The sequence below is a fragment of the Vibrio sp. 1159 genome (assembly GCF_033340395.1).
Classification (GTDB): Bacteria; Pseudomonadota; Gammaproteobacteria; order Enterobacterales; family Vibrionaceae; genus Vibrio; species Vibrio alginolyticus.
On sequence record NZ_JAWOWL010000008.1, the window covers coordinates 88,061 to 114,541 of the forward strand.

23 protein-coding genes are annotated in these 26,481 nt (G+C 44.3%); 12 read left to right on the forward strand and 11 right to left on the reverse strand.

Annotated elements, in window-relative coordinates:
* Nucleotides 1-109 precede the first annotated feature (109 nt).
* Nucleotides 110-1,165 (forward strand): porin, encoded by a 1,056-nt coding sequence (locus tag R7127_RS08815; protein ID WP_025768709.1) that lies wholly within the window; start codon nucleotides 110-112, stop codon nucleotides 1,163-1,165.
* Between the two features lie 89 nt (nucleotides 1,166-1,254).
* Here the strand turns inward: R7127_RS08815 and R7127_RS08820 are convergent, their stop codons facing one another.
* The gene (locus R7127_RS08820) at nucleotides 1,255-1,920 is read right to left on the reverse strand and encodes a peptidase E (RefSeq protein WP_054575283.1); all 666 of its coding nucleotides are present in this window, start codon (nucleotides 1,918-1,920) and stop codon (nucleotides 1,255-1,257) included.
* Nucleotides 1,921-1,957: 37 nt separating this feature from the next.
* Entirely contained in the window at nucleotides 1,958-2,869 is a 912-nt protein-coding gene (locus R7127_RS08825; RefSeq protein WP_318141926.1) for a LysR family transcriptional regulator, read from the reverse strand.
* A gap of 88 nt (nucleotides 2,870-2,957) precedes the next feature.
* Here R7127_RS08825 and catC point away from each other — a divergent pair, with 88 nt between their 5' ends.
* A complete protein-coding gene (catC, locus tag R7127_RS08830; protein WP_054575282.1) occupies nucleotides 2,958-3,617 on the forward strand; it encodes a type C chloramphenicol O-acetyltransferase in 660 nt (219 codons plus the stop codon).
* Between the two features lie 55 nt (nucleotides 3,618-3,672).
* On the opposite strand, the gene R7127_RS08835 is transcribed toward catC, so the two are convergent.
* The 4 genes from R7127_RS08835 to R7127_RS08850 form a co-directional block, all read right to left on the reverse strand.
* On the reverse strand, nucleotides 3,673-5,352 hold the full coding sequence (locus R7127_RS08835; RefSeq protein ID WP_167415796.1) for a DUF342 domain-containing protein: 1,680 nt from the start codon (nucleotides 5,350-5,352) through the stop codon (nucleotides 3,673-3,675).
* A 251-nt stretch (nucleotides 5,353-5,603) separates the two neighbouring features.
* Nucleotides 5,604-7,631, reverse strand: coding sequence for a tRNA(Met) cytidine acetyltransferase TmcA (locus R7127_RS08840; RefSeq protein ID WP_167415795.1), 2,028 nt, complete (start codon nucleotides 7,629-7,631; stop codon nucleotides 5,604-5,606).
* A 105-nt stretch (nucleotides 7,632-7,736) separates the two neighbouring features.
* Nucleotides 7,737-8,711 (reverse strand): ParB/RepB/Spo0J family partition protein, encoded by a 975-nt coding sequence (locus R7127_RS08845; protein ID WP_005374504.1) that lies wholly within the window; start codon nucleotides 8,709-8,711, stop codon nucleotides 7,737-7,739.
* Nucleotides 8,712-8,718: 7 nt separating this feature from the next.
* Nucleotides 8,719-9,936, reverse strand: a complete 1,218-nt coding sequence (locus R7127_RS08850; protein WP_005374503.1) for an AAA family ATPase — start codon at nucleotides 9,934-9,936, stop codon at nucleotides 8,719-8,721.
* A 1,238-nt stretch (nucleotides 9,937-11,174) separates the two neighbouring features.
* Here R7127_RS08850 and R7127_RS08855 point away from each other — a divergent pair.
* Nucleotides 11,175-13,145, forward strand: a complete 1,971-nt coding sequence (locus R7127_RS08855; RefSeq protein ID WP_017635223.1) for a replication initiator protein RctB domain-containing protein — start codon at nucleotides 11,175-11,177, stop codon at nucleotides 13,143-13,145.
* Between the two features lie 289 nt (nucleotides 13,146-13,434).
* On the opposite strand, the gene R7127_RS08860 is transcribed toward R7127_RS08855, so the two are convergent.
* The 3 genes from R7127_RS08860 to R7127_RS08870 are packed head-to-tail and all read right to left on the reverse strand — an operon-like array spanning nucleotide 13,435 to nucleotide 15,685.
* Entirely contained in the window at nucleotides 13,435-13,902 is a 468-nt protein-coding gene (locus tag R7127_RS08860; protein WP_167415794.1) for a transcriptional regulator, read from the reverse strand.
* Nucleotides 13,902-14,834, reverse strand: a complete 933-nt coding sequence (locus R7127_RS08865; protein WP_104980285.1) for an ATP-binding cassette domain-containing protein — start codon at nucleotides 14,832-14,834, stop codon at nucleotides 13,902-13,904. The genes R7127_RS08860 and R7127_RS08865 overlap by 1 nt, the downstream gene beginning before the upstream one ends.
* 2 nt (nucleotides 14,835-14,836) lie before the next feature.
* A complete protein-coding gene (locus R7127_RS08870; RefSeq protein ID WP_005374497.1) occupies nucleotides 14,837-15,685 on the reverse strand; it encodes an ABC transporter ATP-binding protein in 849 nt (282 codons plus the stop codon).
* 361 nt (nucleotides 15,686-16,046) lie between these two features.
* Here R7127_RS08870 and R7127_RS08875 point away from each other — a divergent pair, with 361 nt between their 5' ends.
* Nucleotides 16,047-16,244 (forward strand): PA3496 family putative envelope integrity protein, encoded by a 198-nt coding sequence (locus R7127_RS08875; protein WP_005374493.1) that lies wholly within the window; start codon nucleotides 16,047-16,049, stop codon nucleotides 16,242-16,244.
* 238 nt (nucleotides 16,245-16,482) lie between these two features.
* Nucleotides 16,483-17,544: a GTP cyclohydrolase II gene (ribA, locus tag R7127_RS08880; protein WP_017635221.1), complete on the forward strand. Its 1,062-nt coding sequence runs from the start codon at nucleotides 16,483-16,485 to the stop codon at nucleotides 17,542-17,544.
* Between the two features lie 68 nt (nucleotides 17,545-17,612).
* On the opposite strand, the gene R7127_RS08885 is transcribed toward ribA, so the two are convergent.
* Nucleotides 17,613-18,368: a substrate-binding periplasmic protein gene (locus tag R7127_RS08885; RefSeq protein ID WP_005383196.1), complete on the reverse strand. Its 756-nt coding sequence runs from the start codon at nucleotides 18,366-18,368 to the stop codon at nucleotides 17,613-17,615.
* A 68-nt stretch (nucleotides 18,369-18,436) separates the two neighbouring features.
* Between R7127_RS08885 and R7127_RS08890 the strand changes: the two genes are divergently transcribed.
* The 3 genes from R7127_RS08890 (at nucleotide 18,437) to R7127_RS08900 (ending at nucleotide 21,497) form a co-directional block, all read left to right on the forward strand.
* Nucleotides 18,437-20,335 (forward strand): ATP-binding protein, encoded by a 1,899-nt coding sequence (locus tag R7127_RS08890; protein WP_017633805.1) that lies wholly within the window; start codon nucleotides 18,437-18,439, stop codon nucleotides 20,333-20,335.
* A 100-nt stretch (nucleotides 20,336-20,435) separates the two neighbouring features.
* Nucleotides 20,436-20,645 (forward strand): DUF3283 family protein, encoded by a 210-nt coding sequence (locus R7127_RS08895; RefSeq protein WP_005374484.1) that lies wholly within the window; start codon nucleotides 20,436-20,438, stop codon nucleotides 20,643-20,645.
* Between the two features lie 135 nt (nucleotides 20,646-20,780).
* Nucleotides 20,781-21,497, forward strand: a complete 717-nt coding sequence (locus tag R7127_RS08900) for a YebC/PmpR family DNA-binding transcriptional regulator (RefSeq protein ID WP_005374482.1) — start codon at nucleotides 20,781-20,783, stop codon at nucleotides 21,495-21,497.
* 72 nt (nucleotides 21,498-21,569) lie between these two features.
* On the opposite strand, the gene rodA is transcribed toward R7127_RS08900, so the two are convergent.
* Nucleotides 21,570-22,652 carry a rod shape-determining protein RodA gene (gene rodA / locus R7127_RS08905; RefSeq protein ID WP_054578578.1) on the reverse strand — a complete coding sequence of 361 codons (1,083 nt, stop codon included), beginning with the start codon at nucleotides 22,650-22,652 and terminating at the stop codon, nucleotides 21,570-21,572.
* A 392-nt stretch (nucleotides 22,653-23,044) separates the two neighbouring features.
* On the opposite strand from rodA, the gene R7127_RS08910 reads away from it, so the two are divergent.
* From R7127_RS08910 to R7127_RS08925, 4 genes are read left to right on the forward strand one after another with little or no spacing between them, the layout of a single operon-like run.
* Entirely contained in the window at nucleotides 23,045-23,713 is a 669-nt protein-coding gene (locus R7127_RS08910; RefSeq protein ID WP_033907237.1) for a hypothetical protein, read from the forward strand.
* Between the two features lie 9 nt (nucleotides 23,714-23,722).
* Entirely contained in the window at nucleotides 23,723-24,421 is a 699-nt protein-coding gene (locus R7127_RS08915; RefSeq protein WP_005374479.1) for an ABC transporter ATP-binding protein, read from the forward strand.
* Entirely contained in the window at nucleotides 24,409-25,677 is a 1,269-nt protein-coding gene (locus R7127_RS08920) for an ABC transporter permease (protein WP_005374476.1), read from the forward strand. The genes R7127_RS08915 and R7127_RS08920 overlap by 13 nt, the downstream gene beginning before the upstream one ends.
* On the forward strand, nucleotides 25,670-26,455 hold the full coding sequence (locus tag R7127_RS08925; RefSeq protein ID WP_005374475.1) for an outer membrane lipoprotein-sorting protein: 786 nt from the start codon (nucleotides 25,670-25,672) through the stop codon (nucleotides 26,453-26,455). Before R7127_RS08920 ends, R7127_RS08925 begins: the two co-directional genes overlap by 8 nt.
* Nucleotides 26,456-26,481: the final 26 nt, after the last annotated feature.

Sequence of the window (26,481 nt, forward strand, 5' to 3'; positions counted from 1 at the left end):
TGGCAAACAAGGGCGCACCCTCTCTCTACTTCACGACAATTTTTCTTATTCCGTTACTCGGAAGGGGCTTTGTCGTACCTAAAACAATAGAAATGAAAGGTCGTTAATCATGAAAAAGCACATTTTGACTCTACTTCTCCCAACATTGATGGCATCAAACGCAATGGCAGCGCAGCTGTATCAAGCGGAAGATGGGTCAGTTTTAAATATTTACTCTCGTCTTGGTTTCAATGTCACCAGTAAAAATGATGAGCACGGCGATGCAAATGGCGAGTTTGATGGCCGTATTGGTTTAAACGGTTCACAAACCATCAACGAGTACGCGTCGATCATCGGCCAAGCGCAATACCAAGTGGGTGCCGCTGAATACGCAAACCAAGTAAACGACAAACCGTCTCTGACCGCACGTTATGTATGGGCGGGTATTGATGCGAAAGATTATGGTCGCATTACTGGTGGTCGCGTGGCATCTGGGTTGATTATGTTTACCGACATTGGTGATGTGTTCGCCTCTTCCGATGTTTCTATGGCGCGCCAAGCGAATAAAGTCGACAAAACCGCAACGCAAGTTTTCCGTCAAGATGGCACGCTGCAATACCAAAACAGCCTAGGTAATGTCGATTTTTCTGTCGCGTACATTTTAGGAAACAACACTTCTGAGCTCGACTACGGTTACAACGCTGCACTGCGTTATACGCTAGACATGGGGAATTTGGGTACCTTGGCACCAGTGATAGCGATGCAGAAGAATAAAGGTGATGCACGTGAAAGCAACGACACCGATTACACATTCTGGGGCGCAGGTACGCGTTACTACCTAGGTGATTTGATGTTGGGTGCGTTGTACTCGGAAGATGAACTAGAGGGCTATTACTCACAAACCAGTACCGACAAAGTGATGGAACTAACGGCGGTTTACAGTGTAAATGACAAATGGGTACTGCGTGCTGGTTATCGTTCTTTAGAAAACAGTGATGGTGACGAGCTAGAGCTGAAAGATACAACGCTAGAAGTGCAATACAAACTGACGCCTCGTTCTTCTATCTACACAAACTACGTTGATCGTAACGGCTCGCGTGGCTACAGCAATGGACAAGAAGTCTCGTTTGGCGGTGCACACGCAGACGAAAGCTACTACCACTTAGGTCTGCGTTACGAGCTGTAAGCACGATACTTAATGTAAGTTAGCTGAATCCATGAGCTTCTTCTATGTCCGGTCAGTAGTTATTGCCTTTAATGCTGATTTGAAGAAGCTCACCCTCGCAATATGTTTTCTTCGTTACCTGTTTTAACCAACACACCGGCATCAGGAAAGCTGGTGACAGTAGCTAACAATTTTCCATCGACAAAGTGCAATGCCGCATAATCGTGAATGCCATAACAAGTGATGCTCGGTTGAGAACGAGCAAAGGCTTGGAAAACCTCGAACTTCTCACCTACATGAGAAAAATGCGCCGCAGCCAAACCGTCAATAAATCCAAGACAACGCATAACTTGGTATGCTTCGGGATCACTGTCTGTCACCGCAAACTCAAACCAACAAATTGCACCTGCGCTCATGCCACAAATGATGATGCCTTGTTCATAACACTGCTTGAGTATTCTATCGATACCCCATTCGCGCCAAATGGCCAACATCGAACGCGTATTACCGCCACCGACGTAAATGATGTCTTGTTCAAATAGCGTTTCTTTCCAACCAGCTTCAAACTTAAACAGCGGAAAATGGGTCACGTTTTCACTAAGCTTCGCATCGTAAAAACGTTCAATCACTTCATCGGCGTCTCCCGTGGCTGTCGGTAGAAAACAAATGTTTGGATTCTCCTTACCAGACAAAGACAAAATGTATTGATCGAGCGGGCTCGGATTCTCTCCCATCATCCAGCCCCCACCGCCAATCGCAATACAGTGTTTTCGCATTCCTTTGCTTCCTCAATTGTTGCTAAGTTTGTTGTCGCTATTCGCCGACAGAATATATGTTCCTAAAGTGATCAATGAACGCTCGCGTTCTTCTTGGTAAGTGCTCACGTTTTGGGTAAAGCAGATAAAGCGGCAAAATCGCATCCGTTTGCCATTCTGGCAGCAAACTCACGAGTTTTTCTTTTTGTGCAGGGTCGAGTTTAGCCAGTGCAAATTCATCTAACATGGCTACACCACAGCCAGCCAAAGTAGCATCCAACATGGACTGGACAAGATTAAAACTCAGCGTACTTTCTAACTCAATGCTGCACTGCTGTTGAGTTTGCTTATGCGTAAACGTCCACTTATCTAACACCAAGTCGCGACTTTTATAAAGGATGTGCTCTAAGTCACCAAGCTCCTCTGGCGTACTTACATTTGGTTTATCAGCTAAATACGAGCGATGAGCGATCGGTTTACAGTGTAAAGTGCGTAGCTGATGGCCGACGTATCCCTCTGGAGGAGTATCGGTAAAGTAGAATGCGATATCAAACCCAGCCTCAATCAAGTCGAGAGGTGTCTCTGTGAAGATCACTTCGACGCTCACTTGTGGATGTTGCAATCGAAACTCGATCAATGTTTGGCTGAGTAACGCGGCTCCGAAAGAAGCAGACGCCGCTATTCTCAATTTTCCCGATACGATCTCGTTTGCCATGACTTGCTCATTGATCTGCTCAGCGCCTTCGAGCAGTTGCTTTACCTGCTGATAAAACCGCAAACCATCGTAGGTCAAATTAAACTGGCGCGTAGTTCGCTGAATAAGCTGCACCGACAATATGTCTTCAAGCCGTTTAAGTTGCCGACTTACATGCGCATCCGAACAATTCAGGCGCTTTGCTGCGCCAGCAATACTTCGCTCCTCGCACAAAGCGACGTAAAGTGGTACGTAGCTGAGCCATTTTATTTCCATACAGTAATTCTGAATCTCTAAAATCAAACTACTGGAAATAATAGAAAGCCTCTAAACTCTGTACAACCTAAATTTGAAAGGATGAGTTATGAGTGTTTTCGACACGTGGTTAAAAGGTCAAGTCATTAAAGATCACATCACTAATACCAATATCATCGTTGGCGATTACAGCTATTACTCGGGCTTCTATCATCAAAAAAGCTTCGAAGAGCAAGCGGTACGCTACTTGTTGGGTGACCCCGTCACACTTCAAGAATGGCAAAGTAGAGAACCCGATAGCATCGACAAATTAATCATTGGCAAGTTTTGTTCCATCGCTTCTGGAGCCACCTTCATGATGGCAGGAAACCAAGGTCATCGCATTGACTGGATTTCGACCTTCCCCTTCTCTCCTGAAGAATTTGGAGAAGGCGTACAAGACGGTTTCGAGCGTGCCGGAAACACAGTGGTGGGAAATGATGTTTGGATTGGTAGTGAGGCGATGATCATGCCCGGAGTAAACATCGGCGATGGAGCCGTCGTCGGAGCACGCGCCGTAGTGACGAAAGACGTGCAACCTTATTCTGTGGTGGTTGGAAACAACCAAGTCGTACGTCAACGATTCAGCGATAAAGAGATTGAAACTCTACTCAATATCCAATGGTGGAACTGGCCAATAGAACACATTAAACAAGCAATGAAAGTAATGTGTAGCAGCCAAGTGGGTGCGCTTGCGGACTACTATCAAGAGCACATTGTCGATTTGTAGATAAAAAAAGCCCACACATCTTGTTGCGACGTGTGGGCTCAGTGAGTAAGAAAGCTTAAACCGCAGCGACGTCCTCTTCTTCCAAGTTCGCCGAGACTTTAATTTCGTATTGATTGAAACGGAACGAACAACCGCCATGAGTGCGCTTTGTCGTTACTTGTTCGTCGCCAAACTGCACCGTCACGCGAGTGAATACACGCTCTTTGGCTTCGACAATATTTTCTTCTAACGCGACTTCAAAGTCATGTTCCGTTTGTTCTAGCTTTTGCTTTATCGCTTCAAGCTGCTCGTTGTTTTGTGTTTTCATCACGTCAATCTGAGCTTGTTCTTCGTCGGTACGTTCGGCTTTAGGACGTTTCTTAAATTCGAGCTCTTTACGAATCACATCCATCGTGCCTTCTTGAGCGCGTTTGTATTGTTCTTTAAGCTCAGCTAATCGCTCCTTAAATGCAGAATAGCGTGCGAACGCTTCTACCTTAGTGGCGGTGTCGCCTTCTACGCCCAATTGTAAGCACACCACTTTGCCACCGACTTTTGCATCTCCGCCGCTGAGCGTGCCGTTCCTACCGTTCGCGTCTAGCACCGTCAGATTGCGCCCACAAACAATATCGTTATTCATGCTGTGCACCGCCAACTCAATATCTTCGCCGGCTTGCAAATCACAATATTGGGCGTAGCTGGCACGAATCGAACCTTTGGCTTTGACGTGACAACTCTTTGGCTGGCCATCACTAACGGTGTGGCCAATGATCCCTTTACCAACTTGGATGTCGTCTTGCGCTTGTACGTCAGCCGATTCAATGAAGCCGCCTACAGTAATAGAACCCGTCGCTTTAACAATCATGCCAGATTCAATGTTGCCACCGATAATCACATTCCCTTTGAATTTCACGTGGCCTGTATTCACGCCAACGCTATTGAGGCAGAGTGCGTTATCAACTTCGATGGTTTTGTCTTTAATCAGAGGCGTACCGGATACCGATGCAATCAATAGGTTTGGGTCTTGCTTGCTTATCTCGGTGCCCTTGCCTGGCTTCATTGGGCTGTCTTTTCCGGCTTGTGGAGGAATCACTCGCCCTTGAACAGTAAAACCAGGCGTACCTTTGGTCGCAGGCGTGCGGCGCATCACCTCATCGCCTACGTCAACCGCGATAGTTTCACCGAGGTTACGTAAATCAATTTTGTCGCTAGCAGATTGGCCGTCTTTGGGTTTGAGGATGCGTTTGGTGATGTCTTTAACAAGAGGAGTAAAAAGAGCGTCTTTGCCTTTGATAGGTTGCTTACCAACCGCTACAGGTTGAGAAAAAGTTTCGCCGGGTTTGAGCTGAGTGCTGACAACCAACACTTTCTTCAAAGCCAGTTTGTTGATGCCTTTCGAAACTCGCGCTTGAGCAAGGGCTTGAACAATCTCGGGGCCACGTAAACCTCGGCCTCCGTACGCGCCGACAACGTTCATACTGGCGAGCATGTCATTATTCGATAATTCAACCTCAACTTGCGCGTTGCGTTTTTCCGCAATGACGATGCCTTCGTAGGCCTCGGCTTTACGTTCTTTGGCGCAGTTAATGAATCTCACGACTTCCCCCTCAACAACAAACATCTTTTCAGCGTTCATTGCGACGAGCTGCTCGTTTAATTCATTTTGATTTAGCTCACCACCGAGGTCCACTTCTCCCGGAAGACGGGCTATCACCTTGGTCTTATCTTCAGATAACTCAAGACACAGCTTCCACATACCCTTACCACTTTGCTTCCCATCAACACTTTCAGTCTACCCAAATCCGTTTTCTGAACAAACCTCGCATTTCTTATTATAGGGCTCACGTCACTAAAGAAAGTAATCCATCAATAACGCTTAAACAGATATTAAGAGAGCATTTCGATTTAACCTAAAGCTCAATCAAAATACACGCCGAAATAAAAAGGAGCTGGATTTACAGTGTAAAATCAGCTCCTAATAATTTCATTTACAGTGTAAATTTCCCTTTAGTGTTTACAGTGTAAATCGTTCCAAATGTGTCTTACTTCGTCCCTTAACTGCTGCTCAACTTGCCTTCTTCCAGGTAAACCAAATTGCTGAGCACATTCAGTCCAACTACGGTTAAGAAAAAGCTTACTGATCATCAAGTCGGAAGCGGAGTTCAAACCTAAGTTAAGTAACCACTGCTGAAGCCAAGCAGACACGGACTCATAACTGTTACCACCATCAGCATAGCATTCAATTAGTAATAACTTAGCGGGATGAAGTGGACTCATTCCCAAAGGTTGCGGTAATAGAGCTCGAAAAATAGAGGCTTCTAATTTTGGATAGACGTCAGCCACATTGTTAGACAACATTTCTTCAAATAGCGCCTGAGATTCATCGACCCAAGCCGTCTGTTGGGAATCACAAGGTTTGACCATCAAGACTGAATAACAACCGCTAGCAGCATCGCGCATTGACCCTAAACGAATTGCACGGAAGTTCGATTGTAGCCAGAAATGGACCAACTCTTCCGTCGCACCGAAACTCGTGGATAAGTAAGCAATGTGTTTAGCCGCCATTTGATCAAGTTGCTGCAGCATTTTTTGACCGATGCCTCTTCCTTGCAATTCCGGATGAACAGCAATTCTCATGACTCGCAGCGTCGATAGATTCGCGACATTCGGAAATCCTAGGTGGTTTGCAATCGTAACTGGGGCTAAGTGTCCTTTAGGACGACGCTTACCAAGCTGAATTTCTTCAACCAATTCAGCGTCAAGCCCACCCTCTTCGACCGCTAATATTACCCCCACAACCGCATTATCTTGCTTAGCAAAATAGAGCTGACTGTTGTCGTCTTGCAAAAGGTGAATCAAATCATTCGGCGAGGTCTGATAATGAGCATTCACCAAAAGAGCGAAGCACTCACGCAGCAAACTAGGCTGCGATATCAAATTTTTCTTATCGGCTTTAGAAAGGGAAATTGAGTCGACCTGTTTAAGTTGATGGTGCGTTAACTCCGCATCCAACAAAAACGCGTCATAGAGCCATGATTCAAGCGCATCATTCATGCTCCAGCGGATGGGCTGTGTCATGTGCCATGTTTTCATTCCCGAACGCTGTTTCTGAAGCCAATCAACAAATTTAATCGTAAAGCCCCGGCCACAACCTTCATAACCGTGAATAGTCGTAGAAAAAACGAGTCGATGATAATGTTCGGTAATGCTTTTGAGCATAGGAACTGGAATTGCAGCCGCTTCATCGACAAGTAACAAATCACATTCAGGTCGACTCAATAATAGTTCATCTGGAGCAATAAATTGAATGGCTCCCTGCCCTGATTCTAATCTGTCCTTCTTAATACGCTGTGCGCTAGGGAGTAAACGTAAAGCATGTTGGTAAACAGGCTCAACGGCTTTTATAGATGGTGCCGTAATTAAGATTCTAAGCGGCTTCTGCTGTAATAAGTTCGCACACGCAATTCCGAGGGCACTTGTTTTTCCACGTCCACGATCAGCGGTCAAAATTAATGGTCGCTTTCGATGTCCTGTCACCACCTTTTCAATTAGAGAAATGGCATGTTCTTGTTCCGTGTAGTGGCTTTCTTTTTCTGCTTGCTTGATGTCTGGAGCCGTTGGCAATGGTTTGTCTTGCTCAATAACAACGAGCTTCTCCCATTGTTTGTGCATCCATTGCTGAGCAAAATTCGCATTTTGTCGCAGCTCAGTAATGACAATAAGAAAACCGCCGCCAACCAATGAGCCAAGCGCGGCGGTAAAACTATTGGCGTCAAAGCCATTTCGAGCATCAAACAATAGAACGTCACACTCTCTGCCTAGCAACATGTGCCCTTGTTTAGACGAAACACTGGATACGTTTTTCAAACCAAAATCACCAACAGAAAACCAACGTTGATGGCGCTGCGTTTTATGGAACTCTGACATCAACGCATTTTGCCAAGAAGCCTCGCCTTGAATGACAACACCAATCCTTTGGAAAGATTGGTGAGCTTGATGTTGAAGTGATGAAAGGAAATCAGATTGTGTCTGCATTTTGTCTATCCAACGTTGAACTGACGCAATGGTATCACATCTTTAATTTGACGCTTCTCAGATATAAAAAAACCGCCCGGAGGCGGTTGATTCAATCATCATTTGTTATTGCAGTTTGGTTTGTACAAACGCAAGAATCTCTTCCATTAAGCTGTCGTCAACTTTCTTCAAGTTCAACGCCAGGCTGCTACCTTTTCGGCTATAGCTTGCTCGACCTTTAACTAAGTCGACTTTTTCCGTCTTCTTACCAGGTTTTGCTGGTGCAAGTTCAGTAATCCAATTTTCGATGCTTTCCGTGACTTCTTTTGTCAGACGAGCAACGCCTTGAGCAGTGCTTCGCTGCCATAAAAACCCTTCGCTAGAGCGACATTTATCTAACAGCTCTTGCTGCTGCTCTGGCGTTAGCGTTGAAAACTGTTTGTGCAGTTTCACGATTGTTGGGCGACCGAGATCGCCAACATTCGGATACGCTTGAAGCAGTTCTAACGGTAATGCTGCGGCTTTTAAAGCGCCACTTACCAACGCTTCACTGCACTGGAACATTTTTGCCAATGCTTTCTGATCCTCAGCTTCACCACTATCAAGCTTAGCCTGCATCTCTTTCCCTTTTTCATATAAAGAGAGCGGCTTGTGAGCATTTGCCACATCAGACAAAAACTTAGCATGGTCAGTATTAATGTTGTCAGCAACATAAACCAAAAAGTCTTGTTCAGCGAGGATACAAGACATGCGACGACGGCTACCATCTAAAACTTCAATCTTGCCATCTTCAGTTCTACGACCCACTGCTGGATATTGTTGGCCACGCTCTTTGAGTGTGACTAAAACATCAGATAAAGCATGTTCGTTTAGGAACGATTGCTCACGAGCGTTATCAACAAATACTGTTGTTTCTGTCGCAACTTTATTTGCAGGAATACGCACAAGTTCAAACTGAACAATATTTTCACCTGCAACTGCTAGTTCAATCGTTTGAGCTTTCTCTTTTGCCGCAGTTTGCGCCTCTTGCGGAGTCACAACACGACGCTTATTCGTTTTGCCAAATAATTTCGCGTTTAATTCAGACGTTTTCAAAGCCATTTACTTATTACCCCTGATTCAATGACGGCCAATTAGAGTGCAGCACACGCTCTAATTCCAGTGCGCTTTTATGAACAGCGTCTTGCGCGGTAGCTAGTGTCTTCTTACCGCCTTCAAAATCGCTTACTGTCAGATCAAATACTGTGCTGTAGGTATCGGCACAGGTTTCAAACGCACGGCTACGAGGAATAGTAGCCATCATAACTTGGTCACCTAGAAGATAGTTCATTTCAGTTAAAACAGAAACTTGCTTCTTATTATCGTCCTCAAACATGGTTGGCATCAAGCGAACAAACTCAAGACCATTCCAGTCCTCCGGGAACATTTCATATACCGTAGGCAAATGCTGGAAGAAGTTTACTGTTGAAGCCCAGTCCAGACGCTTAGCCGCACAAGGAATTAGCAAGGCATTTGATGCATACATCGCATTCCATACTAATGGGTCAACGTGTGGACCGGTATCAATCATAATGATATCGAAGTCATCAGCAATTTTATCAATCAGTTGCTCTTTCAGCAGACGGACGATATCGAGTGATGGGTCTTCAGATAGCGTTTGCCATGCTTCCGCATTAAACATCGCGTCTTCTGGAAACGCTGAAATCGACTTTAAGTTCGGATATTGCGTTGGCAGCAATACGTTTTTACGTAAAAATTCACTGTCAATTTCCACACCATCAGGCACGTTACCCAACATAATGTCTACCGCAGAATAGATATTATCATGCTCTGCCATGCTGATTTGCGGGTTGAGGAATAAACGTAGCGAGCCTTGTGGGTCTAAGTCGATTAAACAAATACGGTATCGTTTATCCAAATTTAGCGCTAAACATGCCGCTAAATGAACCGCGGTCATTGATTTACCTGTACCGCCCTTTTGGTTCTGCACATTAATAATCCAAGGTTTGTTACCTGAATTCTTTTTACGCTCATGAAATTTAGGCACTTCAGCCGCATCCATGAGCATGTGTGCTTCTTCTAACGTAATTGAATAATGATTCGCGTTGTTTTTAGTAAATTGATGCCCAGCGGCTTCCATTTTACCAATCGCGTCGTCGAGCTTACGGCGAGTTAGACCAGAACGGGTTTCCATCATCGCTTTCGACATTGGTGGGAAGTAGTTATCGCTTCGCTCTTCTAAAACAATTTCAATACGGTCAGCTTGAACCTGCTGAGTCAGCTCCGCTAACTCAAGAAGGTTTTCAATCGTTTTTTCTCTTTTCATGCCAAATTCCGTTGGAAGGATTTATAATTGCAATTGTACAGCAGTAAAGACCAAAAACAACAAAAAGGTGCACGAACATTTTGAATTACCATCACATAAAAAAACACCCAAATCGACGCTTTTATGATTTATGGTCAAAAAGATAACTATTTTTAATCAAATAATCTTCTCATAAGTGGACACCTAAACTTAAAAATAAAAAGTGTTACAGCGTCACTCATTTACAATGTAAATCAATTTTCTACCGGAACGATTATAATCTTAAGCTAAATTACGGATTATGTTAGACCAACCTAATTTAAACGAAAAATAGTAAGTAATATCGGAACAATAAAGACCTGAACACCTTGATCATGTCTCCGAGCAAAATAGGGCAGTTCCAGCGAAACATCTATGGAAGTATGATCAAGGTATGCTTATGATCATGCTTCCGTGTTAATAAGCAAATCCGAAAGCATGATCATGGAAAAATAGAGCAGAGTACGGTGTAAACACGCAAATAAAATAAGATCCATTAATCGGAAATATGATCAAGCCTTAGAATCTCTCGGAAGCATGAGTTTTCTTCTCTGATTTACGGTTGAGTGCAGACAGAATGGGGGATTGAGCAGAAATTGACGTTATAGAAGCCGGAACAATGAAATTGCTCAAGTTGCTATGATAAATCACGCTCTCATGATCATGCTTCCTGTAAATAAGCAGAGACTAGGATTTACTTCTAAATATGAGCGACTTGAATGTATTTTAATCAGATGAGTGATATCTCATCAATATGGGCGCCAGAACGATAGATATATTGGCTCTTGATCATCGATCCGAGTATAAATAACATCACCAATGCACAATATAATCATCGTGAAGATCATTATTAAATACTGCATCTGTGGGTAACCTGTAAAAACATCATGATCATCGTTTCAAGACTCTTTTGATCATCTTTTCATAACCTTAATGATCATGCTTACGAATAAATATGATCATGCTTTCAGGTTATTGTTGATCATACTTTCAGACTTCTTATGATCATAGTTCCGAAACACATGGAAATAATAGTCTTATAGAACAAAAGTTTAGCGAGAAATTTCAAGCCAGATCATTAGATCATATAATCAATTAAGATCAGATTAATCAAAAAGATCAGTTATTTAAAAAACAATCTTTTTTCTTTATTTATGATCTGTTTTTCTTTATTCTTCGGAACCATAGCACAACTACGGCTAGTGTGATCTGGATCTAAAATGACGGCTGATGAAAAAATTCTGATTAAAGCACCGAGAAGCCACAAAGATGGCCATCTTTTTGAGGTACATGAATCCTCTGCGGATTGGGTAGAGCAGTACCAACATTTCAAAGGGGTGACCAAAAGCATCTTAGAGTTGCTTAATCTGATCTCATTACGAGGCTTCAGCAGCAAGGATGGTTTGGTTTCAACCACAGAGATTGTTGAAGCAACAGATGGGCAACTTACACGTGCAGCTCTGCAACAACGTTTGCGCGCAGCAGTAAATATTGGTTTATTTACTCAAACACCAGTGCGTTTTGAAGAGGGACTTGCTGGTAAAACGATGCTACATAAATTTGTGAATCCAAATCAGCTTATATCTGTATTGGGAGCAACAAGTCTTGTTACCGACAAAGTTCGCCAGAACGAGAAACAAAAACGTTCGAAAGCATTGGCTCAGACTCAAGTAAACAAACGTTTGTTGAATGAGCACGGGTTAAACACACCTCCCACGATGAAAGATGAAGCCGATCAATTTGTTGTATCTCCAACAAATTGGGCTGGGATCATTGACCAAGCACTTGCGCCACCAAGAACTCGAAAAAGTTATCAGAAATCCATGGTGTCGATCTCTGGCACAAAAGCCGTTATCGAGACGCGATCATCCAAAAATATCATGACTGTGGATGATCTCATGACCCTGTTCGCTCTCTTCACGTTAACGGTTCAATATCATGATCATCACAAAGATCAGTATCAGCTTGATGCGGCTCACGTACCAAACAAAACGCCGCTATACATCACTGATATTTTGTCGCTCAGAGGCAAAAAAGACAGTGGCCCAGCTCGTGATTCCATTCGCGATAGCATTGATCGCATTGAATTCACTGATTTTCAGCTCCATGAACTTACTGGACGTTGGCTAAGTGAAAACATGCCAGAGGGCTTCAAAAGTGATCGTTTTCGTTTTCTTGCTCGAACCATCACGGCCTCTGAAGAGGCACCTGTGGAGGGAAGCGATGGTGAAATTCGTATCAAGCCAAACTTATATATTTTAGTTTGGGAACCTTCGTTTTATGAAGAGCTGTTAACACGCGATTATTTCTTCTTGTTTCCGCCAGAGATCTTGAAACAACATACTTTGGTGTTTCAACTGTACTCTTTCTTCCGTAGTCGCATGGTTCGTCGTCACACGGATTGCATGCTACTGAGTGAGTTAAACCAGAAACTTGCACGTAACATTGAATGGCGACGTTTCTCCATGGATCTGATCCGAGAACTAAAGCGTTTGTCTGATGGAAAAGGGAATGATGATCTATTCGTCGTTAATTTGTGGGGTTATCACCTGACAATCGAAACCATGATCGAAAATGACAAAGTGATGGACTACCAGATCGACATCAAATGTGATGTCGAAGAGGTCTTACGTTACTCGCGAGCGCGAACGACCAACGCAGGAAAGCGTAACATGGCGCCTACGCTGCCAAATCCACTTCGTAATGAGATGGTAACCCGACAACAGCTTGAGGAGCTCTCAGGCATCATAGACGGCGAATTTGAGCCCATTCAACGCAAAGCACCGTCTCCAAGAGGAAATTTAGGGCGACGCGTGAAGCAAAGAAAACATTTGGTAGAGATCAATGCTGATGAGATCACCATTACTCTATCTAAATATACCTCACCAGAGGCTCTAGAACGCAGTATAACGGCTTTGTCTGCGATGACAGGGCACTCCTATGCCTCAATCAAAGAAGAGTGCTCAGATTACATAGAGAAGCTCGATTGGCTAAGGGTAGGGGATGAGCCGATTCCTTATGAGACATTAAGTAAAACCGTCGAGCTGTTTAACACCCAGAACGATGTTAAGCATCTTACCATCGAGCGCTTGATTGCGGGGTTAGCGGTGCGTCGGAAAGTTTGTCGTCAAATCTTCGATGGTCACATGGATGAAATGGTATTTCGTGCCTTGGATGAAATGGCGATTTAAAAGTGTCGCTTGATGTGTATCAAGCTATAGGTGTGATGTATCGGTTTGAAATGTAACAATGTCTTTCGATGATAAAAAACAGACTTAACTCTTACAAACCACTGACATTAGAAGCCAAGCCTAATACTACTATTTATCCCGAATAGACAACCTTTTGTCCTTTCTGATGATTAATAGATTGGCTCATATTGTTACATTCATTCTGAATAGACTTCGCGAGTTTCTCCTCAGGAAACTCGCTTTTTTTTGCCTAAAATTCCGCTAATTAAGCCTTGATCATTTTTCCGGACTAATGAGGTAAACCTTGATCATGCTTCTTGGATTCATTCCAGTGTAATGAACGCAACAACGCAACATGTGATTCGATTAAGCTATGGGCTTGTTCCTGCCACTTGTTTTGATCACACTGCTGATTACAAAACTCTAACGCCACAACGGTGAGATGCTGAAGTCGTCTCAAACACCAATCTTTGATCAGAATATCAGTCGAGACTTGGCATGCTGCTTGTTCAAGCTTTGCACTCGTATAAAGCAAGGTTTGATATGCTTTCTGAGGGTCTTGGTACCTTGCATGTTGAAACACGCGTAAACATCCATCCAACCAGCAAGCAATCGCTTTACTTTGAAGATCACTCAATTCGGGTCCAAACACGTCATCAGGCACCTGATATAAGATCGTTTCCAATTTTTCTACTTGATCATGTTTCCGCTGTTCGTACCACATGGCGATTTGATCTTGCCAAGTACTCAAATCCATTACGCTGCCTCAGTCCATTGTTTTACATAGTGATTTGGCCCTATTTGATCAAATTCGTCGACAATTATGCTGCTACGTTGACGAATTTCATCGGCATCTATCGAATAGTTTGGCTCATTTTTCACTAAGTTACCAAAAGGTAAGTCAGGATCAGGAACGGCAGAAATCAACAGCTTAGTATAAGGATGCTGCGGATTCTTAAGTATTGAATGAGTGTCGCCCCATTCAACGATTTGCCCTTTGTACATTACTGCGGTTTCTTCCGCGATGTAGTGCGCAGTCGCCAGATCATGAGTGATGTATAAAAAACCAATTCCCAGCTCTTGCTTCATTCGTTGCATTAAATTCAACACTCCCAAGCGAATAGAAACATCCAGCATAGACGTAGGCTCATCCGCAAGAATGATTTGCGAACCTACCGCTAAAGCCCTTGCTAAGTTTACTCGCTGACGTTGCCCACCACTGAGTTCGTGAGGGAACTTATTCAATGTCTCTTCAGGTAGTTCCACCAGCTTTAGGAGCTCTTCCAAGCGGGCTGGGATGTCGCGCGCGTTTTTGACTTGTTTATGAATTTTTAAAGGACGTGTTAGGTGATGGCGAATGGTATGAGTTGGATTGAGAGAGCCAAACGGATCTTGAAACACCATTTGTACTTTACTGCGATATTCTTGTAGAGCCGATCGTGACGTGATCTCATTTATGTCAGTGCCATTGAAAAGGATCTCGCCTTGCGTTGCTGGATAGACTTTGGTTATTAAACGAGCGCAAGTACTCTTACCGCAGCCTGACTCTCCAACCAAAGCCAAGGTTTTTCCTGCGTACAGATCAAAAGTCACTCCTTGAAGCGCACGAAAGGTTTCCTCTTTCGCTAAACCACCGCCCACTTTGAATTCTTTAATCACATTTTTCATTTGGATGATAGGCTGGCTCATGGTTACGCTCCTTGTAACTCTGGTTGTTTGTGGACGTCATGGATGTTTGGGAAAGAAGCCCATAGCTTTTGCGTGTAGGGGTGTTGAGGATGATTGCGTATATCGTATGCTCGATTGACTTCGACGATTTCTCCGTGACGCATGATTGCAATTCGATCACATAGTTGGCTCATGAGTGCCAGGTCATGAGTGATAAAGAGGACTGAAAAACCGAACTCATCTCTAAGCTGATAAATTTGCTGTAAAATTTCTCTCTGTACCACTACATCTAATGCTGTTGTGGGTTCATCCATAATGATCAGTTTTGGATTTAGAGACAAAGCAATGGCTATCACCAAGCGCTGACGCATTCCTCCTGAAAATTGATGAGGATATTCTGCTAAGCGTTCTCGAGGAATATTGACCAAGTCCAACAACTTTTCTGCTCTATCTTTTGCTTGAGCGTTAGTGAGGCCTTGATGATGTCGTAACACATCTGCAAATTGCTCTTGTATCGTTAAGACAGGGTTGAGTGAGTTCATCGCGCTCTGGAACACCATGGCGATTTCACTCCACCTTAGAGCGGTCAGTTCAGAGTCTGAGATACTAAGGATATCTTTGCCATCAAACCATATTTTACCGCCAGAAATGAACGCTGGCGGCTTATGAAGACGATTTATTGAGAATGCGATTGTGCTTTTACCACATCCAGATTCACCGGCAAGACCAAATACTTCGCCTTTGCCGATATCAAAGCTGACGGACTTTACCGCATTAAAATCACCATTATCAGTGATGTAATCGACGCACAAATCTCGGATCTGGATGACCGGGTCATTGTGGTATGCATGACTTAAGTTAATACCATCCATATAAACACCTTACCAATCTAAAAGATAATTATTATCATTATCAGGTGTGGCGGTTTTTAGAAAGTATCAAACTATGAATCAGTGAAGTGACTCGAAAGTTAGGTGAAACAGGAAGTGGTGTAATGCGTCGTTGATAAAACTAAAGAAGAGCAGAATTGAGAGCTAGATCAGCACACTTTTCGTAGGGGGAATTACTCAAATTTAATCGTAAATTTGTCCCTTGGCAAAACTTAAATGATGAATCTATTAAGGAGTTAGCGAAAGGGCGGTAGGGGTCACATTTCCCTACAGTTTTTCTTACCACCTTGTTCCGGTTTTGCTATAGATTACGCATCGAAAACATGGTGTGTTCGGAGGAAATATGTCCATTAATTCTATCGACCATGACGAGATGACCAACATCGCTCACAAATGGGAATTACCTGATGAGGAAACCGTTGTGAAGCCAGAGAAAACAGTGAAATCAGCAGAAGCCAGAAGACGCATTGAAGCGTTACGTGAGATCCGTGAAAGTGGGTTGACCATTGAAGAAGCAAGGGAGCTTGGCTTGATACACTGATCGCCTCAGGTTGGTTTAGCAACCCATAGGGTAGTCGACGGACTGCCCTTTTTATTTTTTCACTCTATTACTCTCTTATTCAAACTCTCCATTTATCTGTCTTGCGCCTCAAAAGCACGAGTTTCACACTCACGTCCCGTCCCGAAGAAGTTTGACAATCTGACCTTGTGTTACTAGATATATCAGTAGCGATATGCTTTTTGTTGATTATCGCAACCACAAAGCAAGGAGCGCAAGTATGGTTGATCAAATCCTTTTTTATGAGCCCGATGAGCCCCACGGTTTTCTCTCAAATTTTTGCCATGCCCCAGTCAATATCTCCTCCCAAACTTGGCCCACCAGCGAACATTATTACCAAGCCCAAAAGTTTCTCGATGCTCAGTTGCAAAGTAAAATTCAGCACGCAAGCACCCCTGACGAAGCGTTTGCTTTAAGCCGCAAATACGAACACTTTGTCAGAAGCGATTGGGACGATATAAAGTTGGCTGTTATGGCTTTCATCGTTAGGGAAAAGTTTCTACAAAATCCACCATTAGCGCAGCAATTAATGAGAACGGGTAACGCTTGCCTAACAGAGCATTCTCATAAAGATGCCTTTTGGGGAGACGGGGGAGATGGTAAAGGAGAAAATCATCTAGGAGAGATTCTGATGAATGTGCGGGCAGAGCTGAGACATGTTGAGCCTTACAATCTCGTGAAGTTTATCGATAAAGCCAAATTGCCCACCCAGTGGGGCACATTTATGATGTACGGCTTTATTGAAGCCGCGACAAATAAAGAGCATCTTGCTCTGGTCTATGGTGAGCCAACAAAAAGTGCAGCTCCACTTATTCGGTTGCATTCGGAGTGTCTTACAGGAGATGCTCTATTTAGCACGCGTTGTGATTGTGGTTTTCAGCTTAATAGAGCGCTACAAAACATCGTCAAAGAGGGATGTGGCGTGCTGCTTTATTTACGTCAAGAAGGGCGTGGAATCGGCTTGATTAATAAAATTCGTGCCTATCACTTACAAGATGATGGCGCAGATACCGTGGAAGCAAATGAGCGTTTAGGTTTTGCCGCTGATATGCGTGATTACGCGTTCTGTAAAGGAATGCTAGAGCATTTGGGGATTGACGCTGTGCGTCTAATGACGAATAACCCACGCAAGCTCGCCGCCTTAAAAGCGGTTGATATTAACGTCATTGAACGAGTGCCATTACAAGAAGGGAATAACCCAAGTAATCAACATTACCTGCAAACCAAGGCGAGTAAATTGGGGCACATGTTTGATCCTAAGTTTGTTAACCACACTAAGTAAGTGCTACAGATTTTACAGAAACAAAAACGCCAACGTATCATCGTTGGCGTTTTTGTTAATGATTTGATTCATTGATACTTTTGAATGATTTCATCAATTTCCCCTGAGGTTTTTAATTCAACGAGTCGTGTATTAATGTAATTTTGAGTTTCTGGTTGCATTTGAGGTGAAAAAGCTAGGTAGATTGAGTAGTCAGGAATAACCGAGCTGAAAGGCTGTATCTGAAAATTCTCTAACGGCAAATTGAGTCGCTTTAAGTTGTAAAGGACTCGGGATTCCATCTCGACAAAAGCTGTATCTCCAGGGGTTCGGCTTATCACTCGGTATGCGGCGTTGTAGTCTTTCACGCGCATTTCATTGACACTGCCATTTTCAAAGAACGGTGTTAAATTTGGATAATCAAACCCCAGCAGTAATACAATAGAACGACCATGCATCGTATCCATATTTTTGAATTCTAAAGGCTTCTCGCTACTCGACACCAGTACATGTTTTACAGTGTAAATGGGCTCCTCAGATAAATTTTCCGATTGCACCTTGCCCCAGTTCGGGCTGCCATAAGTTAACCAGTTTGGCTCAGCGCCTTCTTCCAATATGGAAATCATACGTTTAAATGGATAAGTATGATAATTCACTTGGTAATCCGACTCCGCGAAGATAGCGCTGACGATATCGGTCACAATTCCGGAGTGCATTTGTCCCTGTTGTTCAATTTGAAATGGTCGAGCTTGTTCAGCAATGACGTAATAGTTCACTTGATTTGCGGTCACATGAGAACTTACAACAATTAAGCTAAAAGCCAATCTAAGTAGAAGTCTTTTCATCGTATCCTCGATTATTATTTGCGCGTAGCTATATTTAGAGTAGCGCAAGTTTATCGGAGCGGTTTCATATGGATGAAAAAGAGCGATCTCAACGTCGTTTTAGTATCGGCAACCAACTTATGTTGGCGGTATTAACGTTGAGTTTAATCTTTACGGTCATCATTTCTACAGTGAGCTTATATCGAGTTTTTCACGAAGATTTAGCCCATTTAGATGTTGAATTAAAGCAGGTTGAGTCTAGCTATTTATCGAGCTTTTCTGCGAGTTTGTGGGTAGAGGATAGGGAGCTGTTGCTGACACAAGCTCAAGGTGCAATGCGTATGCCCTCGGTGGACTACTTACGTATTGCTAGTGAAGACGAAGTTATCATTGAATTAGGTTCGGCGCTTTCTGAGGATGTTGTCGAGAGAAGCTGGCCGATGCAGTATCGGGTCGGCGATAAAACGTATGATCTCGCGATATTAACGGTTCAATCGGATCTTAGCGCGATATATGAAGATCTTTGGCAGCAGTTCTTTTTTCTACTTACGACAGAAGCGATCAAAATTCTTGTCCTCATCATTGGTGTTCTTTGGGTGGCGTTTCGCTTGTTGGTCAATCCGTTACAATTGCTGTCTGGTGCGGTGAGCGATTTTCGTGGCGGTACAGTGCCGAGTAAAGTGACTCTCCCTAAACGATGGTGCTTTGATGAAGTGAGTGTTTTGGCAGAGAAATACAACCGAAGTGTTGAGAAAGTGAAAGAGCACCAGACTGAGTTAGAGGCTGAACGCGATAGGGCAGAAGTCGCTAATCGTAAGAAAAGTGAGTTTCTTGCCACTATGAGTCATGAGATCCGCACACCGATGAATGGCATTATTGGTGTGTCGTCGTTGCTCAATGACACCGACCTCGATCCCCAGCAAAAAGAGTTTGTAGAGATCATTGACAGTTCTTCTCACTCACTAATGACGATCATCGACGACATTTTGGACTTCTCTAAAGTTGAAGCTGGCAAAGTAGAGCTGGAATACACGAGCTATGATCTTCGCGAGCTACTTGACGATGTCATCAGTTTACATAGTGTCAAAGCCAAGCAGAAAAACTTACAGCTGCTCAGCGATATTGATCCTCACTTGCCAATGGAAGTGCAAGGTGATGCCACACGATTGAAACAAGTTCTGAACAATTTGTTGAGCAACGCGATTAAATTTACCGAGCGCGGCCATGTGAAGCTTCTTGTAGCGTTATCTCGACTTGATGGAGAGACCGCTCATATCCGGTTTCGAGTTGTGGATTCTGGTATTGGTATTGCGAAAGAGCACCAACAAGCAATCTTCGAACGCTTCCAACAAGCTGATGGTAGTACCACCAGAAAGTATGGTGGGACAGGGCTTGGTTTGGCGATAGCTGCACAGTTGGTTAACTTGATGGGAGGGGAAATACAACTAACAAGTGAGCTTGGGCTGGGAAGCTGTTTTGAATTTTCGATTCCTGTTGCTGTAATAAATGCGCAATCGACCTATACCGACCAACTTAATGTATTAGATTTCCCGAAAGCGGAAGACAACGAAATCAGCCCTCAAGATAACGATAAACCTTGGGTATTGGTTGTTGAAGATACCATCGTCAATCAGAAGGTAGTTCGCATCATGTTAGAAAAACTGGGTGTGCGAGTGAGTGTCGCCAACCATGGCGAAGAAGCATTGCAGCTGTGTGATCAGCAGCCTTTCGATTTGATTTTTATGGACTGCCAAATGCCTGTGATGGATGGGTTTATTGCTACGGAGCGAATTCGAAAAATGGGAGAGTGGGGGAAACACGTTCCAATTATTGCGCTAAGTGCCAATGTCATTAAAGAGGATCAGCAACATTGCTTCGATGTCGGGATGAACGAGTTCGTGGCTAAACCCGTTACCAAGACTCGATTACAACAAATATTCGAACAGCATTTACCAAAAGCACTGAAAATCAGCGCTGTGCCTAAATAGTTAACTTGAAATCGATCAAGTTAAGTGCGTTTCTATTCTGTAATTGTAACTCTGTGTGATATAGTGCCCGGCTAGTATTTAAAGTACCTTGAGGCTGTGAATGTCGTTTAATCTATCCCTATTGCCGCCTGACGAAAAAAACAAAATCGAACTGGATAAGCAGGCGTCGTTTTTGGTTTGGAAGCTCAGAGAGGCCAAATCTGGTCCTGAAGCAATAGAAGAACAGTTGTCCAAGATTAACGATGCTGATGAAAAGGCGTTTTTCCAGCAATCGGTCGAAAAGTACAAACGAGTAATGGGTGTCGCTTAACGCGAACCGTGGCAATGGTTCAATCCAATGCGACGAATGAGGTAACCTCCCTATTCCTTTGCTAAGCGAAATTGAAAAGGTTTCGCTTTTTGCTAAAATCCTTCGCATTAAATTTGAATTTAGAGAGACATCCCGATGGGAAGAAGTTTTGAAGTGCGCAAAGCCTCTATGGCGAAAACTGCAGGCGCGAAAATTAAAGTTTATTCCAAATACGGTAAAGAAATTTACATGTGCGCGAAAAACGGTGGTGGTGATCCAGACATGAACTTGTCTTTGAAACACCTGATCGCAAAAGCGAAAAAAGACCAAGTTCCTGCGCACGTTATCGATAAAGCGATCGACAAAGCGAACGGTGGCGGTGGTGAAGACTACACTCCAGCACGTTACGAAGGCTTCGGCCCTGGCGGTACTAGCGTTATCGTTGACTGTCTAACAGACAACGGCAACCGTACTTTCCAAGATGTACGCCAATGCTTTGTGAAAGTCGGTGCGAAAATTGGTGTTGAGGGCTCGGTTTCTCACATGTTCGATCACCAAGCGGTATTCCAGTTCAAAGGCGACGATGATGAAATCATCCTAGAAACGCTAATGATGGAAGACGTAGACGTTACTGACGTTGAGCTAGAAGACGGTGTTATCACTGTATTCGCACCTCACACAGAATTCTTCAAAACAAAAACTGCGCTTAACGGTGCATTCCCAGATCTAACGATCGATGTTGAAGAAATCACATTCGTTCCGCAAACTCATACGCCTGTATCGGGTGAAGATGCTGAGAAGTTCCAGAAATTCCTAGATCTTCTAGATGACTGTGATGATGTTCAGCAGGTTTACCACAACGCAGAGCTGTAATTAATTCGCTCATATCGTTGTAAAAAGGCTTCTTTAGGGAAGCCTTTTTTGATCGCTTTTTCTCAAGCAACGCTATGCGTTACGATATTTGGAATAACACAGCGACATGATTACACCAAAACAGATACCTTGAGTTAGCATCGCCGTGCCGCCATAGCTAAAGAAGGGAAGTGGGCTACCCATTACTGGCAACAAGCCACTCACCATGCCCGTATTGATAAAAGCATACAGAAAAAAGCTCATCGCTAATGCGCCACTTACCAGCCGACTAAAAAAGTGGTCAGACTGACATGCAAGCAACATAACGCGTGCAGTAATAAACAAGTACAATGCGAGTAAGACTAAACTGCCAACAAAGCCCCACTCTTCTGCATAGGTCGAAAAAATAAAGTCCGTATGACTTTCTGGAATAAAGCCAAGTGTTCCCTGCGTTGCATTCATCCAACCTTTGCCTTTCATACCGCCTGAGCCAATCGCAATCAAAGATTGGATGATTTGGTAACCCGAACCCAGTGGATCGGACTCAGGGTGCAAGAACTGTGTTACACGGCTCTTTTGATAGGTTTCCATAACGAAGAACCATAAAATAGGTGCTAACGTTAAAATGCTCGCAATAAACCCGCAGATTATTTTCCAGCTCATGCCAGCCAAAAACAAAACGAACAATGCATAAATGATGGTAAAAACTGCACCGTCTAAATCCGGTTGTAGCGCGATTAACCCGGCAGGAATCATTGTAATAAGTAAGCAAAACGCAATTTTCCGAATGTTTGGTCGACCTCCTTCAATATGAAGCATCCAGGCGATCATGATTGGAATGGAAAGTTTGATTAGTTCGGACGGTTGAAAGCGGAAGAAGCCGATATCGAGCCAACGTTGAGAGCCATTGGTGCTATCACCAAATAAAGCGACAGCAAGTAGCAGAGCAACCGCAATAATGTAGAGATATGGAGCTGAGCGCTGATAGCTGGACGCTGGAATCGAGGACATGACCAAGATGCAAACTAATGTCAGTCCGCAGCGCGCCAAATGTTTGAAGAGCATCGCCTCATTAAAGCTACTGGCACTCCAGAGAGTGAGCGAACTTAACAGCATGATCGGAATGATCGCCATGAGCAGTGGTAAATCAACTCTTGGGAAATAACGCTTATTCATTTTCAACGACCTAATAACGCACCTATTTTGAGTGCGAAAACAACTAAAACTCGAAGAGTTCAAACTATTCCGATGCTAAGAATCTCGATTTCGAAACAACAGACACCATGCAAAGGTGTGTAAGAAAGGAGAGTGCGCACTGTCTGTTATGGGTAGTTGTGGGATGGATAAATACACTAGCCTCAGATTTTAAGCCAGTGTTTTTATTGTGACTGCCGTAAAAATGTAGCGTTACGAATGAACGGAATTGTATTTTCTGTTTAAGTGAATGTCATTCATCCTCTCTCAATACCATTCACTCCGCATAATTGCCATTGGTCGCATGCAAAAGCAGCGTGCGATCTTCTCCCTTAATCTGAAACCATCAAATCACGTTCAACTAAGGACAGTACATGATGGTTTCTCAATCTCGCTTAATCAAAGCTCTTAAACTGGCAAGTACCTTTATCGCCACATTTGCACTTAGCAGCAATCTGGCTCTGGCTAACCCAAGCGAGCGCACACTCAGTCAATTCAACCAAGCGGCGCAGGGTGACTCTGGCTTAGTTGATACTGTTTATGGCGAACTATCCAAACAACTCGAAGAGCAGGGCGCAACGCCGGTGACCTTGGTTTACTTGGGCAGTGCTGAGACGTTGCAAGGTCGTGAGGCGTTTATGCCTTGGAACAAGATGAAGTTCACCGAGCGCGGTCTTGCCACAATCCAAAAAGGTTTGGATTTAATGGCGAATCAACCAGTGCCGCTACAAGAGCAACAACGCTTACAAGGCTTGCCGGAATATCAATTAGCCACTGCCATGGCAGCCACCACTTTTACTTCTCTACCTGACATGTTCAATCACTTTGAGCGTGGCTACGAGCTGTACCTTTCTCTGCTCGATGAGCCGAGTTTTAGCCAGCAACCTTTTGCGGCAACGTCTTGGATTTATCGCTACGCCATTGAAGCAGCACTGCGTGCTGAAGATGTTCAACAAGCCAAAACATGGTTAGCGCAAATGGAGCAATTGGGCGACAGCAATCTAGAAACGCAAACCGCGAAAGCGCTGCTAGCCAAGTATTAGGGAGGCGTCATGATCGTTTTTAATCAACTTAGCCGCGATTACGCCCTTGGCAGCCAAACGGTGCGTGCATTGCGAGACGTTTCTGGTGAAGTATTTGCCGGCGAAATGGTGGCATTGTGCGGGCCGTCTGGTTCTGGCAAAAGTACCTTACTTAACGTACTTGGCATGCTGGATACTCAATACCAAGGTCAGGTGACATTTGCAGGCAGCCCATACCCAACCGGACAAATGCAGGCGGCGAAAATGCGCCGTGAAAAGCTTGGTTTTGTGTTCCAAAAATTCAATCTTGTCCCCGTGATGACAGCGTTAGAGAACGTGGCTTATCCGCTACACCTCAACGGTTTTTCAAAAGCAGAACAAACCGAGCTCGCCACACAAATGCTAGAACACGTTGGCTTGGGTGAGTTTATTCATCACATGCCCGATAACCTATCTGGCGGTCAGCAGCAACGCGTGGCAATTGCTCGTGCGTTAGTGCACAAACCAGCGTTGGTGATTGCTGATGAGCCAACCGCAAGTCTTGATAGCCAAACTGCCAACAAGGTCATCGACATTATGAAAGGGCTTGGACACGAGCTTGGCACCACTTTTATCGTCGCTACACACGACCCTCGTATGGCATCCCGCTGTGACCGCACCATTGAGTTGGTGGACGGCAAAATTACCCAAACGCACGCAAGTGTGGAGGAGGTTTCATGGGCAAGCTAATTCCTGTTTCGGTTCGCCTTGCTTGGTTGAACCTGCAACGCAATCGCCGCCGCAGTTTATTGTCGATGCTGATCATCGCCATTGCCGTGTTTGCATTAACCAGTGCAGGTGGCTTTGGCCTGTACACCTACGACAGTTTGAAAGAGTCGACAGCGCGTGACACGGGGCATCTGACGTTAACCACACCGGGTTACTTCGCTAAAGAAGAAGAGATGCCACTGAGTAACGGTTTAACTCACGCCGACGATATCACCAAGCAATTGATTGGGTTGAATGAAGTGCGAGGTGTGCAACCACGAGTTGAGTTCAGTGGTTTGATTTCCAACGGTAACAAATCATCGATCTTTATCGGCATTGGCGTGAACGAACGTGAATTCGATATGAAAGGACCATTTTTAGATGTGCGCGAAGGGCAAACGCTGTCCAACATTCATGCATCGCGTTATGACCCAGCAGAGCCGGAAGTGATGCTTGGCGTTGATTTGGCGAACAACTTAAGCGTGCACGTTGGCGATTGGATCACCTTGCTGGCGACCACAACCGACGGTGCATTGAATGCGTATGACTTCAAAGTACGTGGCATCTACTCAACTGGCGTGCCTGAGCTTGATAAACGCCAACTTTACATACACATCAACAGCGCGCAATCGTTGCTCGGTTCAGACAAAGTCAGTGCGTTATCTGTCTTCCTGTTCGATACCAGTTTAACTAACCAAGTCGAGCAACAAGTAGCTTCGGTTCTTAGTAAGCAAAAGCAGAACTTGGGCGATCAAGATATTGAGATCACGCCTTGGCAAGAACGTGCGTTCTTCTATCTCAAAGTGAAAGATTTGTACGACCGCATCTTCGGCATCATGGGTGCAGTGATGGCGTTGGTGGTCTTTGTCGCGCTGTTCAACACCATGACCATGTCGGTCACCGAACGTACCCGTGAAATCGGCACCTTGTCAGCACTTGGTAGCTACCCTCGCGAAATCATTGCTGGGTTCTTGCGCGAAGCTGGCTTACTTGCGGTGATTGGCAGCTTAATCGGCGCCTTGTTCACTGCACTAGTCACCATTTTACTGATGGTCGTGGATGTGCAAATGCCGCCACCGCCAGGACGCACAGAAGGTTACCCATTGACGATTTACTTCTCTTGGGAGCTGGTGGCTGTCGCAGGATTCGCAGTATTGATGATTTGTTTGATTGCGGCGTTTTTCTCGGCACACAAAGGGGTGAACAAGCCAATTACGGAGGCACTGATTTATGTTTAATTTCAAATCACTATTACCAATTGCATTGCTGACGGTAACTGGCGTTGCAAGCATCAATGCCAGTGCGAATGAAACAGCGCTAGATGCACAGCAAGTTGCGCAATTGATTGAAAAAGCCGACAGCTACCGCTTGCAAGATGATTCCTCCAAAGTGGTGTCTCTGGTGCGCTTATATCAAGACCAAGAGTTAGATAAAACCCGCCTTTACCACGTGTACACGCGTCCAAATCGTGAATCGCTGGTGGTATTCAAATCGGCGGTTGAAGCAGGGCAAAAGATGTTGATGATGGGCGACAACTATTGGCTACAAATGCCTAAGAGTCGCCGTCCGATTCGCATTACGCCAATGCAAAAGCTGCTTGGTGAAGCGTCTATCGGCGACATCTCAACGCTGACGTGGAGCCAAGATTATCAAGGTGAATGGAAAGCGACAGAAACCGTTTCGGTGAACGGGGAAAGTGTCGCGGCTTATCATCTTGCTTTAACCGCGAAAACCAAAGGGGCAAGCTATCAGAAGATCGACTTGTGGTTGTCTGAGCAAGATGCGTTTCCAATTAAAGCTGATCTTTACCTGCGCTCTGGCAAACTTGCTAAGCAAGCGCAATACGGACGTGCAACCGACAACGGCGAAGACTACGTCAGTGAGATGACCTTGCTTGATAGCATTCAGCCGAGCAAAAAGACCGTTATCGAGTACCAAGAAATCGTGCCTTGGCAACTGGATAACAAGTTCTACAACCCAAGCTATTTGCCGAAGGCCAACACGACTCAGCTTTAGCCTGAACTCCGTAAATAGATCCATGA

Coding starts and splice junctions, on each gene's coding strand:
- R7127_RS08815 (WP_025768709.1), top strand. CDS start 110: ATGAAAAAGCACATTTTGACTCTACTTCTCCCAACATTGATGGCATCA.
- R7127_RS08820 (WP_054575283.1), bottom strand. CDS start 1,920: ATGCGAAAACACTGTATTGCGATTGGCGGTGGGGGCTGGATGATGGGA.
- R7127_RS08825 (WP_318141926.1), bottom strand. CDS start 2,869: ATGGAAATAAAATGGCTCAGCTACGTACCACTTTACGTCGCTTTGTGC.
- catC (WP_054575282.1), top strand. CDS start 2,958: ATGAGTGTTTTCGACACGTGGTTAAAAGGTCAAGTCATTAAAGATCAC.
- R7127_RS08835 (WP_167415796.1), bottom strand. CDS start 5,352: ATGTGGAAGCTGTGTCTTGAGTTATCTGAAGATAAGACCAAGGTGATA.
- R7127_RS08840 (WP_167415795.1), bottom strand. CDS start 7,631: ATGCAGACACAATCTGATTTCCTTTCATCACTTCAACATCAAGCTCAC.
- R7127_RS08845 (WP_005374504.1), bottom strand. CDS start 8,711: ATGGCTTTGAAAACGTCTGAATTAAACGCGAAATTATTTGGCAAAACG.
- R7127_RS08850 (WP_005374503.1), bottom strand. CDS start 9,936: ATGAAAAGAGAAAAAACGATTGAAAACCTTCTTGAGTTAGCGGAGCTG.
- R7127_RS08855 (WP_017635223.1), top strand. CDS start 11,175: ATGACGGCTGATGAAAAAATTCTGATTAAAGCACCGAGAAGCCACAAA.
- R7127_RS08860 (WP_167415794.1), bottom strand. CDS start 13,902: ATGGATTTGAGTACTTGGCAAGATCAAATCGCCATGTGGTACGAACAG.
- R7127_RS08865 (WP_104980285.1), bottom strand. CDS start 14,834: ATGAGCCAGCCTATCATCCAAATGAAAAATGTGATTAAAGAATTCAAA.
- R7127_RS08870 (WP_005374497.1), bottom strand. CDS start 15,685: ATGGATGGTATTAACTTAAGTCATGCATACCACAATGACCCGGTCATC.
- R7127_RS08875 (WP_005374493.1), top strand. CDS start 16,047: ATGTCCATTAATTCTATCGACCATGACGAGATGACCAACATCGCTCAC.
- ribA (WP_017635221.1), top strand. CDS start 16,483: ATGGTTGATCAAATCCTTTTTTATGAGCCCGATGAGCCCCACGGTTTT.
- R7127_RS08885 (WP_005383196.1), bottom strand. CDS start 18,368: ATGAAAAGACTTCTACTTAGATTGGCTTTTAGCTTAATTGTTGTAAGT.
- R7127_RS08890 (WP_017633805.1), top strand. CDS start 18,437: ATGGATGAAAAAGAGCGATCTCAACGTCGTTTTAGTATCGGCAACCAA.
- R7127_RS08895 (WP_005374484.1), top strand. CDS start 20,436: ATGTCGTTTAATCTATCCCTATTGCCGCCTGACGAAAAAAACAAAATC.
- R7127_RS08900 (WP_005374482.1), top strand. CDS start 20,781: ATGGGAAGAAGTTTTGAAGTGCGCAAAGCCTCTATGGCGAAAACTGCA.
- rodA (WP_054578578.1), bottom strand. CDS start 22,652: ATGAATAAGCGTTATTTCCCAAGAGTTGATTTACCACTGCTCATGGCG.
- R7127_RS08910 (WP_033907237.1), top strand. CDS start 23,045: ATGATGGTTTCTCAATCTCGCTTAATCAAAGCTCTTAAACTGGCAAGT.
- R7127_RS08915 (WP_005374479.1), top strand. CDS start 23,723: ATGATCGTTTTTAATCAACTTAGCCGCGATTACGCCCTTGGCAGCCAA.
- R7127_RS08920 (WP_005374476.1), top strand. CDS start 24,409: ATGGGCAAGCTAATTCCTGTTTCGGTTCGCCTTGCTTGGTTGAACCTG.
- R7127_RS08925 (WP_005374475.1), top strand. CDS start 25,670: ATGTTTAATTTCAAATCACTATTACCAATTGCATTGCTGACGGTAACT.